General features: G+C 64.3%; 19 protein-coding genes and 2 tRNA genes. 3 read left to right on the top strand and 18 right to left on the bottom strand.

Annotated elements, in window-relative coordinates; all coding sequences use genetic code 11:
- Nucleotides 1-231: 231 nt before the first annotated feature.
- Nucleotides 232-316 (top strand) — tRNA-Leu (locus ACCD11_RS11400).
- 81 nt (nucleotides 317-397) lie between these two features.
- Here ACCD11_RS11400 and rimO read toward each other — a convergent pair.
- The 17 genes from rimO to ACCD11_RS11315 all read right to left on the bottom strand — a co-directional run bounded on the left by rimO (nucleotide 398) and on the right by ACCD11_RS11315 (nucleotide 12,765).
- Nucleotides 398-1,804, bottom strand: a complete 1,407-nt coding sequence (gene rimO, locus ACCD11_RS11395; RefSeq protein ID WP_413313925.1) for a 30S ribosomal protein S12 methylthiotransferase RimO — start codon at nucleotides 1,802-1,804, stop codon at nucleotides 398-400.
- 39 nt (nucleotides 1,805-1,843) lie between these two features.
- Nucleotides 1,844-2,404 carry a polyhydroxyalkanoate synthesis repressor PhaR gene (gene phaR, locus ACCD11_RS11390; protein WP_007837005.1) on the bottom strand — a complete coding sequence of 187 codons (561 nt, stop codon included), beginning with the start codon at nucleotides 2,402-2,404 and terminating at the stop codon, nucleotides 1,844-1,846.
- 74 nt (nucleotides 2,405-2,478) lie between these two features.
- Nucleotides 2,479-2,847 carry a hypothetical protein gene (locus ACCD11_RS11385; RefSeq protein ID WP_007837006.1) on the bottom strand — a complete coding sequence of 123 codons (369 nt, stop codon included), beginning with the start codon at nucleotides 2,845-2,847 and terminating at the stop codon, nucleotides 2,479-2,481.
- A gap of 172 nt (nucleotides 2,848-3,019) precedes the next feature.
- Nucleotides 3,020-3,096 (bottom strand) — tRNA-Val (locus ACCD11_RS11380).
- A 48-nt stretch (nucleotides 3,097-3,144) separates the two neighbouring features.
- Nucleotides 3,145-5,349 (bottom strand): RelA/SpoT family protein, encoded by a 2,205-nt coding sequence (locus tag ACCD11_RS11375; protein WP_007837007.1) that lies wholly within the window; start codon nucleotides 5,347-5,349, stop codon nucleotides 3,145-3,147.
- Nucleotides 5,350-5,396: 47 nt separating this feature from the next.
- Complete coding sequence (locus tag ACCD11_RS11370) at nucleotides 5,397-6,386, bottom strand: alpha/beta fold hydrolase (protein ID WP_413313924.1); 990 nt, start codon at nucleotides 6,384-6,386, stop codon at nucleotides 5,397-5,399.
- Nucleotides 6,387-6,392: 6 nt separating this feature from the next.
- Nucleotides 6,393-7,037 (bottom strand): recombinase family protein, encoded by a 645-nt coding sequence (locus tag ACCD11_RS11365; protein ID WP_413313923.1) that lies wholly within the window; start codon nucleotides 7,035-7,037, stop codon nucleotides 6,393-6,395.
- A 365-nt stretch (nucleotides 7,038-7,402) separates the two neighbouring features.
- Complete coding sequence (locus ACCD11_RS11360) at nucleotides 7,403-8,542, bottom strand: zonular occludens toxin domain-containing protein (protein WP_413313922.1); 1,140 nt, start codon at nucleotides 8,540-8,542, stop codon at nucleotides 7,403-7,405.
- On the bottom strand, nucleotides 8,539-8,826 hold the full coding sequence (locus tag ACCD11_RS11355) for a DUF2523 family protein (protein ID WP_413313921.1): 288 nt from the start codon (nucleotides 8,824-8,826) through the stop codon (nucleotides 8,539-8,541). Before ACCD11_RS11355 ends, ACCD11_RS11360 begins: the two co-directional genes overlap by 4 nt.
- Nucleotides 8,823-10,184, bottom strand: coding sequence for an IgG-binding virulence factor TspB family protein (locus ACCD11_RS11350; RefSeq protein WP_413313920.1), 1,362 nt, complete (start codon nucleotides 10,182-10,184; stop codon nucleotides 8,823-8,825). Before ACCD11_RS11350 ends, ACCD11_RS11355 begins: the two co-directional genes overlap by 4 nt.
- Nucleotides 10,174-10,359: a hypothetical protein gene (locus tag ACCD11_RS11345; protein ID WP_413313919.1), complete on the bottom strand. Its 186-nt coding sequence runs from the start codon at nucleotides 10,357-10,359 to the stop codon at nucleotides 10,174-10,176. The genes ACCD11_RS11350 and ACCD11_RS11345 overlap by 11 nt, the downstream gene beginning before the upstream one ends.
- Before the next feature lie 16 nt (nucleotides 10,360-10,375).
- Nucleotides 10,376-10,585, bottom strand: a complete 210-nt coding sequence (locus ACCD11_RS11340; RefSeq protein WP_413313918.1) for a hypothetical protein — start codon at nucleotides 10,583-10,585, stop codon at nucleotides 10,376-10,378.
- A gap of 24 nt (nucleotides 10,586-10,609) precedes the next feature.
- Entirely contained in the window at nucleotides 10,610-11,602 is a 993-nt protein-coding gene (locus ACCD11_RS11335; RefSeq protein WP_413313916.1) for a hypothetical protein, read from the bottom strand.
- The gene (locus tag ACCD11_RS11330; RefSeq protein ID WP_413313915.1) at nucleotides 11,599-12,114 is read right to left on the bottom strand and encodes a hypothetical protein; all 516 of its coding nucleotides are present in this window, start codon (nucleotides 12,112-12,114) and stop codon (nucleotides 11,599-11,601) included. Before ACCD11_RS11330 ends, ACCD11_RS11335 begins: the two co-directional genes overlap by 4 nt.
- Nucleotides 12,111-12,254, bottom strand: coding sequence for a hypothetical protein (locus tag ACCD11_RS11325; RefSeq protein ID WP_413313914.1), 144 nt, complete (start codon nucleotides 12,252-12,254; stop codon nucleotides 12,111-12,113). The genes ACCD11_RS11330 and ACCD11_RS11325 overlap by 4 nt, the downstream gene beginning before the upstream one ends.
- Nucleotides 12,251-12,442 carry a hypothetical protein gene (locus ACCD11_RS11320; RefSeq protein WP_395317276.1) on the bottom strand — a complete coding sequence of 64 codons (192 nt, stop codon included), beginning with the start codon at nucleotides 12,440-12,442 and terminating at the stop codon, nucleotides 12,251-12,253. The genes ACCD11_RS11325 and ACCD11_RS11320 overlap by 4 nt, the downstream gene beginning before the upstream one ends.
- Nucleotides 12,443-12,453: 11 nt before the next feature.
- The gene (locus ACCD11_RS11315; RefSeq protein WP_413313913.1) at nucleotides 12,454-12,765 is read right to left on the bottom strand and encodes a single-stranded DNA-binding protein; all 312 of its coding nucleotides are present in this window, start codon (nucleotides 12,763-12,765) and stop codon (nucleotides 12,454-12,456) included.
- A 135-nt stretch (nucleotides 12,766-12,900) separates the two neighbouring features.
- Here ACCD11_RS11315 and ACCD11_RS11310 point away from each other — a divergent pair, with 135 nt between their 5' ends.
- Nucleotides 12,901-13,164: a hypothetical protein gene (locus ACCD11_RS11310; protein ID WP_413313912.1), complete on the top strand. Its 264-nt coding sequence runs from the start codon at nucleotides 12,901-12,903 to the stop codon at nucleotides 13,162-13,164.
- A 21-nt stretch (nucleotides 13,165-13,185) separates the two neighbouring features.
- Complete coding sequence (locus tag ACCD11_RS11305; RefSeq protein WP_413313911.1) at nucleotides 13,186-13,956, top strand: 3-hydroxybutyrate dehydrogenase; 771 nt, start codon at nucleotides 13,186-13,188, stop codon at nucleotides 13,954-13,956.
- 27 nt (nucleotides 13,957-13,983) lie between these two features.
- Here ACCD11_RS11305 and ACCD11_RS11300 read toward each other — a convergent pair whose 3' ends face one another.
- Complete coding sequence (locus tag ACCD11_RS11300; protein ID WP_413313910.1) at nucleotides 13,984-14,688, bottom strand: SIMPL domain-containing protein; 705 nt, start codon at nucleotides 14,686-14,688, stop codon at nucleotides 13,984-13,986.
- Between the last annotated feature and the right edge of the window lie 31 nt (nucleotides 14,689-14,719).

Here is a 14,719-nt window from a genome sequence, read left to right as displayed (position 1 = left end):
GCGGAATTGGTAGACGCACTAGTTTCAGGTACTAGCGAGTAACATCGTGGAGGTTCGAGTCCTCTTCTGGGCACCAAGTTTAAACAGACCTTTACCAGGTCATTCGATTCAAGCCACCGGCCTCCGGTGGCTTTTTTCATGGCTGCTTGAATTTGCATCGAGCAGCCGGCGCAGCAAAGTTGCTTCGCAAAAATATGTATAATCGCAATCTTTGCTGAAAAGCAAAAACAAGCCCAGATGGCGGAATTGGTAGACGCACTAGTTTCAGGTACTAGCGAGTAACATCGTGGAGGTTCGAGTCCTCTTCTGGGCACCAAATTCAAGCAGACCCTTACCAGGTCATTCGATTCAAGCCACCGGCCTCCGGTGGCTTTTTTCTTGTCCATTCGAATCCGCATCAAACGGGCAATGCGATCAGGTCGTGGCCCTCGGCACCCACGATGCGCGCGCGGGTGAACTCACCCACCTTCAGCGTCTTGCTGATCTTCTCGGGCGGCAGCAGGCGAACCGTGCCGTCGATCTCCGGCGCATCGGCGTACGTGCGCCCCACTCCACCCTTGCGGCCCATGCCCGGCGCCGAATCAACCAGCACCTGCATCGTCGAGCCAACACGCTTCTGCAGCTTGGCGATCGATACGATCTCCGCCACCTCCATGAAGCGGGCGCGACGCGCTTCACGCTCCGGCTCGGGCAGCATGCCGGGAATGTCATTGGCGGTCGCGCCCTCGACCGGGCTGTAGGCAAAGCAACCAGCACGATCGATCTCGGCTTCCCGGATGAAGTCGAGCAGATGCTCGAACTCCCGCTCCGTCTCGCCAGGAAAGCCGGCGATGAAGGTGCTGCGGATCACAAGCTCCGGGCACACCTCGCGCCAGCGCGCCAGCCGCTCCAGATTCTTCTCGCCACTGGCCGGGCGCTTCATGCGCTTCAGCACATCGGGATGGCTGTGCTGCAACGGCACGTCGAGGTACGGCAGCACCTGGCCGCTGGCCATGAGCGGAATGACTTCGTCGACGCTCGGATACGGGTACACGTAGTGCAAACGGACCCATGCGCCGTAGGGCTCGGCGATTTCACCCAGCGTGCGCACCAGTTCGAGCATGCGGGTCTTGACCGGCTTGCCATCCCAGAACCCGGTGCGGTACTTCACGTCGACGCCATAGGCCGAAGTGTCCTGGCTGATCACCAGCAGTTCTTTCACGCCGCCTTCGAACAGGGCCTTCGCCTCGCTCAGAACATCTCCGACCGGCCGCGACACGAGGTCGCCGCGCATCGAGGGAATGATGCAGAAGGTGCAGCGGTGGTTGCAGCCTTCGCTGATTTTCAGGTAGGCGTAGTGGCGCGGCGTCAGCTTGAGGCCGGCAACGCCGAAGGTGTTCGGCACCAGGTCGATAAACGGATCGTGCGGCTTCGGCAGGTTCGCATGCACCGCGTCCATCACCTCCTGCGTGGCATGCGGACCGGTCACGGCCAGCACGCTCGGGTGCATCTGGCGCACCAGGTTGCCCCCCTGGTCGCCAGTCTTGGCGCCCAGGCAGCCAGTAACGATCACACGGCCGTTCTCGGCCAAAGCCTCACCGATGGTGTCGAGGCTCTCCTTCACGGCATCGTCGATGAAGCCGCAGGTGTTGACGATCACTAGATCGGCGCCTTCGAAAGTCTTGGCGGTTTGATAACCCTCGGCACTCAGCTGGGTCAGGATCAGTTCGGAATCGGTAAGGGCCTTGGGACAGCCCAGGCTCACGAATCCGACCTTGGGGGCGGCCGGCGTGGCCGTACGTTCGGGGGAGGCAACTTCGCTCATATGCCTCTATTGTCCCAGCTATCGGTGACGGCTGGGCATTCAAGGGCGCTTGATGCCAAAGGCCCCCAGTACCTGTTCGGTGTTTTTTTGCATCTGCTCCTGCATCTGCAGGAAAACGTTCTTCGATTGCTCGACGTAATTGCCCATCAGCCCCTGCAGCATCGGAGACTGCATGGTCATGAAGCGCGACCACATTTCCGGCGTCAGCCCCTCGGCCTTCTCGGCCAACTGTGCCTGCACCTCGGTCATGGCCTGGATGTTCTTCTCGAGATACGGCCCCATGTAGCCCTGCATAGCCTGTCCATAGAACCGGATGATGTTGGCCAGGACCTGCTCGGTGAACATCGGCGCGCCGCCCGCTTCTTCTTCGAGAATGATCTGCAGCAGGATGCTGCGAGTGAGGTCGTCGCCCGTCTTGGCATCGCGCACCACGAACTGGGCGTTCTGGATGACCAACTGCTTCACCTCGGTCAGCGTGATGTACGTGGATGTCTCGGTGTCGTAGAGCCTTCGGTTGGGGTACTTCTTGATCACACGCTGTACCGGCTTGACCCCGGACTTCTTGCTCTGCACTGCGGACTCCTTCACATGGACGCCCATGTCATCGGATGATTCTAGGGAGCGGTTTTGCTGCGCCGCGACAAGGTTTACCCTGACCGGGCTCGCCGCCTTCCTCAATCCGACGATGTCGCGTACTCCGCGCCGCACGCATGGCAGGCGGCCGACTCGGGCCGCTCTTCGTCGGCCTCTCGAAAACGCAGCGGTGTTTTTTGGCCGTAGACCACCCAGCAGCGCGGACAGTGCTCCTGCCCCACGGTCGGCAGGTAGGCACGAGCGCGCTGTTCGGCGCGCTCTTCGGTCAAGGGCATGCCCTGGCGTTGGGCACGCGCCACTTCGCGCGCCGCCATCGTGTCGGTACGTCCACCCGCGTGGTCGTTGATGCCGTAGACAGCGCGCGCAAACTCGATGGGAGCCTGCTTCAACAGCGCCGCAAGGCGCTTGTCGGCATGAGCCCGATCAACCAGCGTTGATCGCGTATTCATCGGATCGCTTGTCAAGAAAAATGGAATGAGGATGCAGAGAGGCCAAGGTAGCACAACAACATGGTCGAGGGCTTTTTCCGCATCACCGCAAATGGGACGATATGTGCACCGGGGAACCCGGTGCATGCTCTGTTCAACGGGTCCGGTGGTTGGCCGGGGTTGAAACAGAAATTGGTAGGCGCGATTGGACTCGAACCAACGACCCCCACCATGTCAAGGTGGTGCTCTAACCAGCTGAGCTACGCGCCTAAGGATGTGTCCGAGAAGCAGCTATTGTAGCAGGAGAAAACGCGCTTTTCAGCGGCGACGTGCAGATCGCACACCAATAACTGCAGTGACCAGCCCCAGGACCTGCGTGAGCCGCGCGGCATCTGCGATTTCCACAGTGAACGTCATCCACGCCGTGCCCTTGATCGACTGCGTCTGCACGCCGATCACGTTCATCTTCTCGCGCGCAAACACGTCGGAGATATCGCGCAGCAACCCTTGGCGGTCGGCCGCCTCGACGGCCACGTCCACCGCATACACAGGCGCATCGGCACCCTTCTTCGCAACGCCCCACTCCACATCGATAACGCGCTCGCCATCCTTCGCTGCCATCGTGCGGAAGTTGCTGCAATCGCCGCGGTGCACGCTGACGCCATGGCCCCGCGTGACGAAGCCGCGAATGGCATCGGGCGGCGCGGGCTTGCAGCACTTGGCGAGCTGCGTCATCAGCGAAGACACGCCCACCACCAGCACGCCGCCCTTGCCCGATTTTTCGCTGCCGCGCGCTTTCTTGATAAGCACGCCGTCATCCGGCCCCGGTGCGGGCTCGGGCGGACGCAGCAGCGTCTCGATGTTGCGCAGCGAGAACTCGTCCTTGCCCACCACTTCGAACAGGTGGTCCGCCGACTTGAAGCCGAGCTGCGACGCCAGGTCTTCGAGCCGCACTGCTGTCTTGCCTTCGCGCTGCAGCAGCTTCTCGACCGCTTCGCGTCCGCGCGCCACGGTCTCGTGCGTGATCTGTGCGTTGAACCATGCGCGCACCTTCGCGCGCGCACGATGGCTGGCCAGATAGCCCAGTTCAGCATTGAGCCAGTCGCGCGACGGACCGCCCTCCTTGGCCGCGATGATCTCGACCGTCTGCCCGTTCGACAGCGGCGTGTTCAACGGCACCATCGCACCATCGACGCGCGCTCCGCGGCAGCGATGGCCCAGCGTGGTGTGCACGGTGTAGGCAAAGTCGACCGGCGTCGCGCCCTGCGGCAACTCGACGATGGCGGCATCGGGCGTCAGCACATAGATGCGGTCGTCGAACAGACCCTGACCCTGCAGGCCGCCCGACAGATCGCGCTCCCATGCCAGCAGTTGCCGCAGCACCGCGATCTTCGCGTCGTACTCGCCACTCGCCCATACGCCCGCGTAGCCCTTGTGGCCCGCTTCCTTGTAGGCCCAGTGCGCCGCCACGCCATGCTCGGCGTGGTCATGCATTTCTTCGGTGCGGATCTGGATCTCGATCGGCTTGCCCGCCTTGCCATCCACCAGCTCGCGCACCACCGTGTGCAGCGACTGATAGCCGTTGGGCTTGGGCCGCGCGATGTAGTCGTCGAACTCCTCGTCGATCGGCTGGAAGTGCGAATGCACCCACGCCAGCGCCGCGTAGCAATCCTTGACGTCGGGCACCACCACGCGCAGTGCGAGGATGTCGAAGACCTGCTCGAAGTCGAGCGACTTGCCGCGCATCTTCTTGACGATGCTGTAGATGTTCTTGGGGCGCCCCTGCACAGTGGCCTTGACGCCTTCGGCCTGCAGTTCGTGCTCGAGCTGCGAGCGCAGTTGCTCGATGTGCCCCTCGCGCTCGATGCGCTTTTCGTCGAGCAGGCGCGCGATCAGCTTGTAGGTTTCGGGCTCGAGGAAGCGGAACGAGAGGTCCTCGATCTCCCACTTCACCTGCCAGATACCCAGCCGGTTGGCCAGTGGCGCGAACACCTGCAACGACTCGCGAGCCACGCTCTCGGGCGCAGGCTGCTTGCTTGCGGCCGCATGCCGCAGCGTCTGCAGGCGCGAAGCCAGCCGCAGCATCACCACGCGAAGGTCGCGCGAGAACGCAAGCAGCATCTTGCGCACGTTCTCGGTCTGCGCGCCCGCGCCTTCGACGTGATGCCCCTGCGACGCGGAGCGGGCCTGCTCCTGCACACGCACCAGCTTGGTCGTCTCGACGGCGAGCGCTGCAAAGTTGTCGCCGAACACCTTGGCGATCACCTCCTGCGGGCGATTCAGGTGCTGACACGAATAAACCAGATAGCTCGCCGCCTGCATGGCCTCGGAGCCACCCATCTTCGCGACGATGGCGGCAACCGCGTCGGCATGCGCGAGCGAGTTCTCGCCCGTGTCGAGCTTCTCGTCGGCGATCAGCGGTTCGGCGAACGCACGCGCGCGCGCCAGCATGTTTTCCATCACCGGCGTACGGTCGGCCGTTGCCGCGGACAACGGATAGTCGACCATGGCCGCGTCGGACATGGGTGCCGTCTGGAGACTCGAGGAATCGCGCTTCACGCTTCAATCAATCAATCGAACAGGAAGTTGGTGACAGCGGCGATCTGCAGGGGATCGACAAAGGTCGGCGCGTGGCCCACGCCTTCGAACTCGACCAGCGTGGCGTGCGGGCCGCGCTGTGTCATGGCCAGTGCGGTTTCGCGCGACAACAGATCCGATTCGGCGCCCCGCGTGACGAGCGTGCGCGCCTCGATGGCGTCGTACAGGCTCCACATGATCGCGCCGCCCTGCGCCGCGGCCTCGGGCGTGATGGCGCGCAGCGCCACGCCGATGGCGGGGTCGTAGTGAAGCAGCCAGGCCCCCTCGTCGCCGCCAGCCTCGGCCTTGGCCGAACCATCGGCAGTGCGCTGCGACGCGGGCACCACCATGTGCTGCGACAGCGCCAGCCACTGCGCGGGCGTGTGCGGCCCGAAGCTGGTCGACAACGTCCACATGGCATCGGCTGCCGCCTGCACGCTCGCGTAGGAACCGTTCTTCCCTACGTAGGCGCCGATGCGCTGCACTGCGGCCGGCTCGATCGTCGGACCGACATCGTTCGCGATGAAGCGGCGGATGGGCCGCGCCAGCGGCAGTTCCTTGTGGCCCGCGAGCACGAAGCCGATCAGCCCGCCCATGCTGGTGCCGAGGTAGTCGAGCGTGCCGATGGCCTGCTCGCGATGGAGCTGCGCGATCAACGCGACCATGTCGGCCGCATACACCGGCACCTGATAGAAAGCGGGGTCGCGCAGCCAGTCGCTGCGCCCACGGCCCACCACGTCGGGGCAGACCACGCGCACATCGCCGGCAGCGCGCGCCACGATGGCCTGAGCCAACAGGTCGAAATCGCGGCCCTGCCGGGTCAGCCCGTGCACGCAGATCACGACATGCGCACTGCGCGCGTCGCCCCATTGCCAATAGGCCATGCGATGGCCGCCTTGGGCGTCATCGCACGCCACGTAATGAAGCGTCGGTTCTGTCATGAAAACGAAGTCGTCCTGGTGCGGATAATTGTCTCGTCGCATCCTACTTCAACCGGACTGTGACTCTCGGTTTCCGGGGGAAGAAACCCCAGCGTCAGCCTCAACAAGCCGTCCCAACACGGGCATCCTCGCGCGCTTGCTGACCCGCCTCGCGCCCACGTAGTCGAAGACCGTCGAACGCGCTATACCGAACGTCCGTGCCAGATCAGACGCGGACACGCCCTCCCCCTTCAGCCGCCGAAGCTCTGCTACCTGCAGATCGTCCAGCTTCCGCGAGCTTCCGCCCCACCTGACACCCCGCCGATACGCGGCAACCTGCCCAGCCAATACGCGCTGATGGATCAAGGATCGCTCCAGCTGGGCGACCGCGCCGAGCACCTGCAGCATGAAGACGCCGAGGGGGTTAGTGGTGTCTATAGGCTCCGTCAGAGACTTGAACCCACATCCGCTTGCCTTCAACTGCTCAATGAGATCCAGAAGATCCACCAGCCCTCGGGACAATCGATCCAGCTTCCAGACCACGAGAACATCGCCCTGCGCCATCCCTGCAAGTGCCCGCCGTAGCTCTGGCCGAGGGCCGACAGAGCTGCCCTTCTCCGCGAAAACGTGCTTCACGCCTGCAGCTCGCAAAGCATCCATCTGCAAATGCGTCTCCTGCTCGCTGGTGGAGACACGCGCGTACCCAATCAACATCTGATCCTCCAATAAAAAAGCCACCCCTCCGGTGGCTTGACAACTGTGCAGCAAAGAGGGGAACAGGGTGCGCGACGGCCCTACATGGGGGGTCTGCACCCCCATACCCCCAGCCCCCACAAGTGGGGCCCCCGGTTGTTCTTCAGTGAAGGGGGTGGCCTGGGCCTGCGCGACTACGCCGACTCACGTGGTGAGTTCACGCAGCCATCGACGCAGATCGCGCACGAGCCATGCGCCAACGACCCACACGGCCAGCGCGGTGATGGTCAGATCGATGAGCGTGAAGAGCATGAGTGAATTGTCCTCGGCAGACCGCCCCTACGGCGTGCGGCGCAAGCTTGCCCGCCTACGTGTCGGCCTGCCGCCTAGCGACGAGCCCCAGACGCCTGCACGCCCTGCGGATCCCGCCAGCCCGGCCCGTCGATCACCACGAGGGTCGGCGAGGCGCCAGACGGCCCCGCAGGCGCGTTTTGCGCGACGGCCGCTACCTGGGTGGCCTGGGCCGGCTTGAACGCGTTGTAGGCGTCAAACGGCGGGTTCTCAAGCCAGGCTTTGCACTCGGAATCCGACAGGCCGGCGCTGGTGCCCTGCTGCGTGACGCACCGACAGCCCTTGCTGTTGCAGATCGCGCCAGCGACCACGGGCATGGCAGCGACCTTGCGCAGATCGTCATACGCGGGCGCGCTCTCGGGCTTGCTGCTGATGCGCGGCACCCAGTCCACGCGGTCATCGATGGTCTTGGCCTGCGTGGCGGCGACTGCGGCCGGCGCGGCCGGCGCTCCCTGCGCGGGCGGCGGCTGATCCTTCTTCGCCTGGGCCGCTGCCTGCTCTGGGTTCATGCGGGCGTGCATGCGCTGCGCGACGGTGGGGCCGAGGATCGCCATGGCAACGAAGCCCAGCAGGATGAACCACACGAGGCCGGGAATGCTGCGCTTCTGCTTGGTGTGCAGATCGGCGCTCTTGTAGAGCTTGAAGACCTTCTTGTCGTAGCGCCACGGCTTCTTGTTCACGGCCTTGGCGTACATCAGGGTGCGGCTCGCGTGGTCCCATTCGTACACGACGGCGAACGGCATATTGCCGACGCGGCGCACGTGCAGATGCCGGTTGCAGAGCATCGCCAGGTTGCGCTCGGTAAGCATCAGCCCCTGCGTGATGAGGATGAAGTCCACGCCCATGTGCCGGTGCGTCTCCAGCGCCTGAATGTCGGGCGGCACGGCCGAGCCGTTGGCGCGTGGCGTCCAGACCTTCTGGATCTCGTCAAACACGATGATCGCGCCTGGCTTGGCCCACTCGTGCCAGTTGCGCAGGCCTCCGGTGGCCGATCCGTCGATGAACTCGTGATCGATCATGAGCCCGCGGATGTTGGTGTAGATGGTGCGCGGGAACTCGCGCGTTTCGCCGTCGACCTCCTGCGTGATCTTCGTGCCGACGAGGCTCAACAGCAGCTTGCTGATGGTGTAGAGCGTTTTGCCCGCACCAGGTGTGCCGGTGATGATGGTGATCATGACGGAGACTTCCCGAGGATGCTGGTGGCGTTCTGGATCGACCACAGCATGAGCTTCGTGGCGCACGCGCCGAAGATGACGCCCACGGCCTTCCCGATCCAGAGGTAGAGCGCGAGCGAAACGAGGTCAGCCGGCATCGCCATGAAGCTGGACACGAACAGCGACTTGACCTGCCCGAGCGCCGCTTCGACGCCGACGATGGAGACCACTGAGAAGCCCAGCGCGATGAGCATCTTGGCGAGCATGGGCTGCACCAAGGAGAGCAGGAAGGTGCCGAACTTCATGTGGACCTCCCACCGATGCCAGGCATGACGATCAAGAACGCGGCGAACGTCGCGAGCGTCATCACGACGGCGCGGATGGGGAGCATGAGCTGGCACGCCTGCGCCCAGTCCCAGGCCTTGACGGTCTGACCGTTGTGCAGCGTCAGCACGCGATCTGCGGGGCAGCTACCGCCGCCGAAGAGGTTCTCTTCGTGGAAGCTGACTTCCTTGGTGCTCTTCGGGATCTCGCCGTCCGGCGTGTCGAAGTCGATCTTCTGGCACGCGATGATCTCGGGGTGCTCCTTGCACAGATCGAGCTTCTCCGGCTCCTTGCCGTCAGTACTGGTCGGTGATGGTGTGGACGGCCCCGTTATGCCGGTCGGACTGGTGCCTGTGACGGTCTCCGGCTGCGCGTCGAGCCTAGTTGGCTCCGACGCCGTGGGCGCGGGAACATAGCGGGTAACCGGCTGCTGGTATTGCTGCGGGTTGGTGTTGGGCACGGGGCGCGGCAAGCCCTGCGGTACGCGCAGCGGCTGAGGGTTTGGCGGGTTGATGGAGTCAGGGTTGAACACGTAAGGCGTGCTCGGGTCCAGGGGATATGGAACACCCTGCGGGATGACGGGAGGCAGAGGCTTGTTAGCCATCTCGTCCTCGATCTGCTGGGGCGTAACCACCTGGGGCGGCGGCTCTGCCACGCAGCCCTCCGGGATCTTGTACCAGCCGGCCGGGCAGGTGTCGGGCCGGCTGAGCATTGGCACGCCTTGGTAGTCCGGGTACACGGTGCCACTGGCGACCCGCATGGTCATCGAATATCGCTGTGTGGTGCACGTGTGCGTGGTGTACGTGCTGCCGTTCGTGCTGACGGAATTGAGGTACGCGGTGGCCGCATTACACGCGCCCTCCGTCGTCGGGAACCACTGGTCTGACGAGTTCCACCCTTGGGTCTTGTACTCGGTGCCGGTGGATTGCGGCGGGGTCTCCAAGCCGGGGCCACAGGTACGCACCCACTGCCCGTTCTTCTTCTCGAAGCAGTTGGAGGCCAACCACGCAACGCCGAGGGCCACGCCGACAACCGGCACCAGACCACCGACGACACGGCCAGCAAGGACGCGCGCAGCACCAGGGCCAAGGCGAATAGCTGCGGAGGTCTCCCCGGCACCGGCAAGCGCGGGGCCGGGTATGCGGGCGTAGGGCGCCTTCTCAAGCAGGCCCTGAAGCGCTGTCGGGCCGGCGGGGGTGTAAGTGCCGCCCGCCATTCCTGCAGGCGCGGCCGGGGTGATGAACCCTGCCCCGGCGCTCAGTGAAAAGCAACCCAGAGCACAAGCAGCCCACCAAGCGCGAGCATAAGTTCGATGGAAGATGGCATGGCTATTTGTCATCGGGTGCGATGAAGAGATTGAGGAGTTGCCGCATGCAGAACACGGCGAAGACGATGCCCAGCAGCAGGCCGAACACCACGCCTATGTCGGCGAGGTTGTCCGTCTGCGGCGGGGCGGGCGCGAGCTGCACAGTGACCGTGCAATCGGCCGTGCATTGGATAGCCTGCTCAGCCACGCGCCGCCCCTTCGGCTTACAGCCAGCCGAGCTTCTGGCCCAGCTTGCGCAGGCCCCAGATGGCGACACCCGCGCCGATGATCAGCGCCAGGGCGGCGAGCGCATCGGTCTTGTAGGTGTTGGCCTCGGTGGTGACGTTCTCGGGCAGCGCGGCGAGCGCGGTGCCTGCCGTTGCAGCCAGGACGGCGGGAATCGAGGCCAGGCGGATTGCGGTTTGCTTGTTCAATTTCAACTCCTTGTGTGCCGGTCGTTAATGGAGGTACGCACCCGGACCGGCGTCGGGTGTGTTCGTGTGTTCGGTGATCCAGCAGAACGGGCCAGCGGCCTCGATGCGGCGCGGGGTGGTCCGCACTCGGATAAAGCTCTGAAAACCGCCGCCTGTTGGTGCGAACTCAGAGAGCAGAAGCTCTCCGGTCTGGTCATTGCGATAGCCGCCTCCCTTCGCAGGTCTGAAGCGGTCGGCGATCGAAGCGTTGCCCTGCACATACGCAGGCCAAAGAGCCCAGCGACGAATAGCAGCGCCAACAGAGCAAAGCCCTCCGACGCCGTGAATGCGTGCTCCACGGGGGAACCCTCCTACGTTCTTGCTGTCCGCCTTCTTGGCGTAGCTCATGAGGTAGGCCACGGGTGCGCGGCCCTTCTCGGTGTTGGTGAAACCGTGCGTCCACCAACCGCGCTTGTCGGCCATGGGCATCGAGACGCCAGGGGGGAGAAAGAAGATCGCGTGGTAGTGGATGACGCCACGGCCTTGGCCGTCCTCGCGGCGCTTGCCGTCCTGCAGTTCACCGACCCACACGTACTTCAAGCGCTGGCCGGGGCAACGGTCCTTGAACCACGCGCGGACCTTGCGCAGGTAATCGGAGATGTGGCGCGGACGCCAGTCCTCATTCGTTCCGCGATAGGTGAGGGTCACCATCACGTTGTTGTCACCAACGCCGTCGCCGAGGTTCAGGAGGCACTTCGCGCCAACGCCCACGGCCTTGCGCAGGCGGTTGACTCGCGCTTGCGCGCGGTCGATCTGAATGCAGTGCTCTGCCCAAACCATCACCGTCGGAAGGGAAGGCTTCAAGGCAAAACCACTTGTTGATTCTGAGACAAGCCCGCGCGCTGCGCGCGCTTCCGGAGCACGCGCCGAACGCTCAAGAACCGCAGCCAGGTTCGCATCGCGAGCGGCGATCCACTCGGGCGAGCGGACCATGCGAGCAGCAGCCAGGTCAACGTGCGAGGCGTAGTGCATGGTCATGCGCAGTTCCTCGCGACCTCGACCAACCACGCAGCGAACGGAGCTGGCGTGCGTTCCCGCTCCGGACGACCCATTCGCTCGACGGTGGTAAACGTCGGCGCGTTCTCCACGTACGGAACCTCCGGCACAGGGCCGACGATGTAGAGCGAGGTCGCTTTCGGAGCACGATGGCCCCACCAGCTCTGCAGCACCGGCACGAGAACGCCGCCGTGAGAATCACGCATGCCGAAGCCGAGGCATCCCGTCTCGCGCCAGAGCTTCGAGGTGCTGGGGTGCTCCAGCACCCCGCCGTTCTCGCGAACCTTCTCCATCGCCCACAAAGCCAGCTCGCGCTCACCGTCACGCGGCTTCGCGAAGTGAGAGAGCTTGCCCCACGAGCGGCACGGGGGATGGAAGACGCCAGGGCAACCACCCGGCCAGGTGAGCGCGTTGCGCTCGAAGTCGTAGCAGTCCACGCCGAGGGCGGCGTAGTGGTTGGTCTTGCGCACGAACAGCGCTGCCACGGGCGTCATCCTTCAACCAAGTGCGATGCCTGCGCGCGGAGCGAGTCCCACAGGCGTTGTTCATAGGGCGACAGCGAACGCGCTTCGCCGCCGTCGAGGCCTTCGAGCCAGTAGCGAAGGCGGAGGAAGTTGCGGGCGTAGGCGCTCACAGCGACTCACCCGAGAGCGGCACACCAGCGGCGCTGTAAGTCACGTCGATCACGACCTGACCATCATCAGCGGATGCCTCGACGCTGATCGCGTCCAAGCCGTCTTCCTGAGCAGCACGCAGGAGAGCGAGCAGCGCACCTTCCAACGTGGCGAGGTGCGCGGCCTGCATCGCTTCACGCGAATGCATGGTGCACCCCTTCAGCTAGCCGACTTCGGGGCAGGCGCCGTAGCGCGCACGAGCCTCGGAGCCACCGAGAGACGGCCCTTGGAATCGACGTAGATGCTGGAGGGGTGCAGGAGGTACTCACCGGGAGCGTAGAACAGCGCCGCGCCGTCCTTGTCCTTCGGGAGATTCACTTCCACCTTGGTGGGATGGGGGTCGGGATGACCTTCACGGTCGGAGAGGAACATCCAGACGTCTTGGAACGACATGTCGTAGGGCTTGCCGCTGGCTTTCGCGGTGCCCTGCATGCGGCGGACGGTGGTGCTGGTTACTTGAACTTTGATCATGGTGGCTCCTGTAAAGTGTGTGACTGCAGGTTGCAGTCACGGGAGCCGAATCTAGGTATGACTGCACCTTGCAGTCAAGCACTTTCGTAAGATGACTGCACCTTGTAGCCATCCCGCCACACAGGAGAACCCCTAATGCAAACGACCATGAATCTGCTGGAGCAAGCCTTCAGCCTGCATCCCGCGCCGTTCTGGACCGCCAAACTGAAGCTAGCGCGTCAGACGTTGCACACAGCCAAAACGCGCGGCCACCTCAGTCCCGCAATCGCAGGCGCCCTGGCCGAAGAACTAGGCCAAGACCCTGACCGATGGATCGTGGTTGCAGCGCTCGAGTCTGAGCGCAACAGCGCGTGCAAAGAACGGATGGTGAAGCGCCTAACACGTGCAGTTCGCTCCTAATTCATCCGGAGATTGATCTTCATGCTCAAAGGCAAAACCGCGCTTGTCACGGGGTCCACCAGCGGCATTGGCCTCGCCATCGCCAAGGCTCTCGCCCAGCAGGGCGCGCACATCGTGCTCAACGGCTTCGGCGACGCCGAAGCCCCCAAGACCCAGATCGAGGCGCTCGGCGTACGCGCCGAGTACCACGGCGCAGACATGAGCAAACCCGACCAGATCGAAGACATGATGAAGTTCGCCGCGTCGAAGTTCGGCCGCGTCGACATCCTCGTGAACAACGCGGGCATCCAGCATGTGGCCAAGGTCGAAGACTTTCCCACCGAACGCTGGGATGCGATCATCGCCATCAATCTCACCAGCGCATTCCATACGACGCGGCTGGCGATTCCCGCGATGCGCGAAGCCAACTGGGGCCGCGTCATCAATATCGCGTCGGCCCATGGCCTCGTGGCATCCGCGCAGAAATCGGCCTATGTGGCCGCCAAGCACGGCATCGTCGGCCTGACCAAGTCGGTCGCGCTCGAAACCGCGACCACCGGCGTCACTGCCAATGCAATCTGCCCCGGCTGGGTGCTGACCCAGCTGGTGCAAAAGCAGATCGACGACCGCGCGGCGCGCGAAGGCATCACGGCGGCGCAGGCGCAGAACGAGCTGCTGGGCGAAAAGCAGCCATCGCTGCAGTTCACCACCGTCGAGCAGTTGGGCGGCCTGGCCGTCTTCCTGTGCTCGCCGGCGGCCGATCAGGTCCGAGGCGTCGCCTGGGCCATGGACGGCGGCTGGACTGCCCAATAAAGGGTAGCCTGCCGGTACGCGCGCCCCTTACTTGAGCTGCACCGAGCCCGACACGCTCACCACGACGCTGGTCTTGCCGGCTTCGACCGGGACCGTCGAGTCGGACGAGAACGACTTGGCCTGCACCGCCATCATGCGCGGGCGGATCGGGCCACCGTCGTTCGCGTTCACCGATACCTCGCGCAGCGTGTAGCCGCTGAAGCCGAAGCCCTTGGCCAGCTCGCCGGCCTTCTGCTTGAAGTTCTCGATGGCGATGTTCTGCGCCTCGGTTTCGGTCTTGGCGCGCTGCTCGCGGCTCAAGCCGAAGCCCACGTTGCCCACGCTGAGCGTCGTGATGCGGCCGGCCGTCTGGGTGATGCGCGGGAAGTCGCGTCCCTCGAGCACCAGCTCGGTCGAGCCCTGCCAACCGTTGATCTTGCCGTCCTTGGAATAGCGCGGCGACAGGCTGAAGTTGCCGGTGCGCACGTCGAGCTGGCCCGCCTGGGCATTCTTCTTTGCTTCGGCCAGGGCCGCGTCGAGCGCGGCCTTCAGCTGCGTCTGCACGGCGGCCGCGTCAGGGGCGTCGCGGGTGGTCACGAGCGTCATGCTCAGCATGTCCTGCTGCACTTCGACCGTGCCGGAAGCCGCCAGCTGCAGCACGTTCTGCGGTACCGGCGCAGCGTTCTGGGCCAGTGCGGTGCCGGCGGCGGCCAGGGCGGCGCACGCCGCGAGCAATTTGATTGTTTTCTTCAAGACGAAGTACTCCCCTGAGTTGGTATGAAAG

The sequence above is a fragment of the Variovorax sp. Varisp36 genome (assembly GCF_047304235.1).
GTDB lineage: Bacteria > Pseudomonadota > Gammaproteobacteria > Burkholderiales > Burkholderiaceae_C > Variovorax.
The sequence above is the reverse complement of the archived record's forward strand: the minus strand, read 5'-3'. Positions and strand labels throughout refer to the sequence as shown.

Coding starts and splice junctions, on each gene's coding strand:
- rimO (WP_413313925.1), bottom strand. CDS start 1,804: ATGAGCGAAGTTGCCTCCCCCGAACGTACGGCCACGCCGGCCGCCCCC.
- phaR (WP_007837005.1), bottom strand. CDS start 2,404: ATGGGCGTCCATGTGAAGGAGTCCGCAGTGCAGAGCAAGAAGTCCGGG.
- ACCD11_RS11385 (WP_007837006.1), bottom strand. CDS start 2,847: ATGAATACGCGATCAACGCTGGTTGATCGGGCTCATGCCGACAAGCGC.
- ACCD11_RS11375 (WP_007837007.1), bottom strand. CDS start 5,349: ATGTCCGACGCGGCCATGGTCGACTATCCGTTGTCCGCGGCAACGGCC.
- ACCD11_RS11370 (WP_413313924.1), bottom strand. CDS start 6,386: ATGCGACGAGACAATTATCCGCACCAGGACGACTTCGTTTTCATGACA.
- ACCD11_RS11365 (WP_413313923.1), bottom strand. CDS start 7,037: ATGTTGATTGGGTACGCGCGTGTCTCCACCAGCGAGCAGGAGACGCAT.
- ACCD11_RS11360 (WP_413313922.1), bottom strand. CDS start 8,542: ATGATCACCATCATCACCGGCACACCTGGTGCGGGCAAAACGCTCTAC.
- ACCD11_RS11355 (WP_413313921.1), bottom strand. CDS start 8,826: ATGAAGTTCGGCACCTTCCTGCTCTCCTTGGTGCAGCCCATGCTCGCC.
- ACCD11_RS11350 (WP_413313920.1), bottom strand. CDS start 10,184: ATGACAAATAGCCATGCCATCTTCCATCGAACTTATGCTCGCGCTTGG.
- ACCD11_RS11335 (WP_413313916.1), bottom strand. CDS start 11,602: ATGACCATGCACTACGCCTCGCACGTTGACCTGGCTGCTGCTCGCATG.
- ACCD11_RS11330 (WP_413313915.1), bottom strand. CDS start 12,114: ATGACGCCCGTGGCAGCGCTGTTCGTGCGCAAGACCAACCACTACGCC.
- ACCD11_RS11320 (WP_395317276.1), bottom strand. CDS start 12,442: ATGCATTCGCGTGAAGCGATGCAGGCCGCGCACCTCGCCACGTTGGAA.
- ACCD11_RS11315 (WP_413313913.1), bottom strand. CDS start 12,765: ATGATCAAAGTTCAAGTAACCAGCACCACCGTCCGCCGCATGCAGGGC.
- ACCD11_RS11310 (WP_413313912.1), top strand. CDS start 12,901: ATGCAAACGACCATGAATCTGCTGGAGCAAGCCTTCAGCCTGCATCCC.
- ACCD11_RS11305 (WP_413313911.1), top strand. CDS start 13,186: ATGCTCAAAGGCAAAACCGCGCTTGTCACGGGGTCCACCAGCGGCATT.